1 protein-coding gene is annotated in these 254 nt (G+C 57.1%); it reads left to right on the forward strand.

Features of this window, described 5'->3' with window-relative positions:
• Positions 1-254 (forward strand): 3-keto-disaccharide hydrolase (locus ACRHNM_RS17420; protein ID WP_431137911.1); only part of this gene is annotated, 254 nt, incomplete at both ends.

Below are 254 nucleotides of genomic sequence, written 5' to 3' on the forward strand. Positions count from 1 at the left end.
GATGGCGCGGATATAACGCGGAGACCATGCCCCCGGGCTGGGTCATCGAGGACTCGGTGCTTACCTTTAAGACCGAGCTGGGCCTGGAGCAGGATTACGAGGGCGGGAAAGACATTCTATACGCCGCCGAGGAATTCGACAACTTTGAATTGTACCTGGAGTGGAAGCTGCCCGAGGGTGGCAATAGCGGGATTTTTTACCACGTAAAGGAAGGTTACGACGGCCCGCCCGTGGTGGCTCCGGAATACCAATTG

This window comes from Psychroserpens mesophilus, from assembly GCF_050617655.1.
GTDB lineage: Bacteria > Bacteroidota > Bacteroidia > Flavobacteriales > Flavobacteriaceae > Psychroserpens > Psychroserpens mesophilus_A.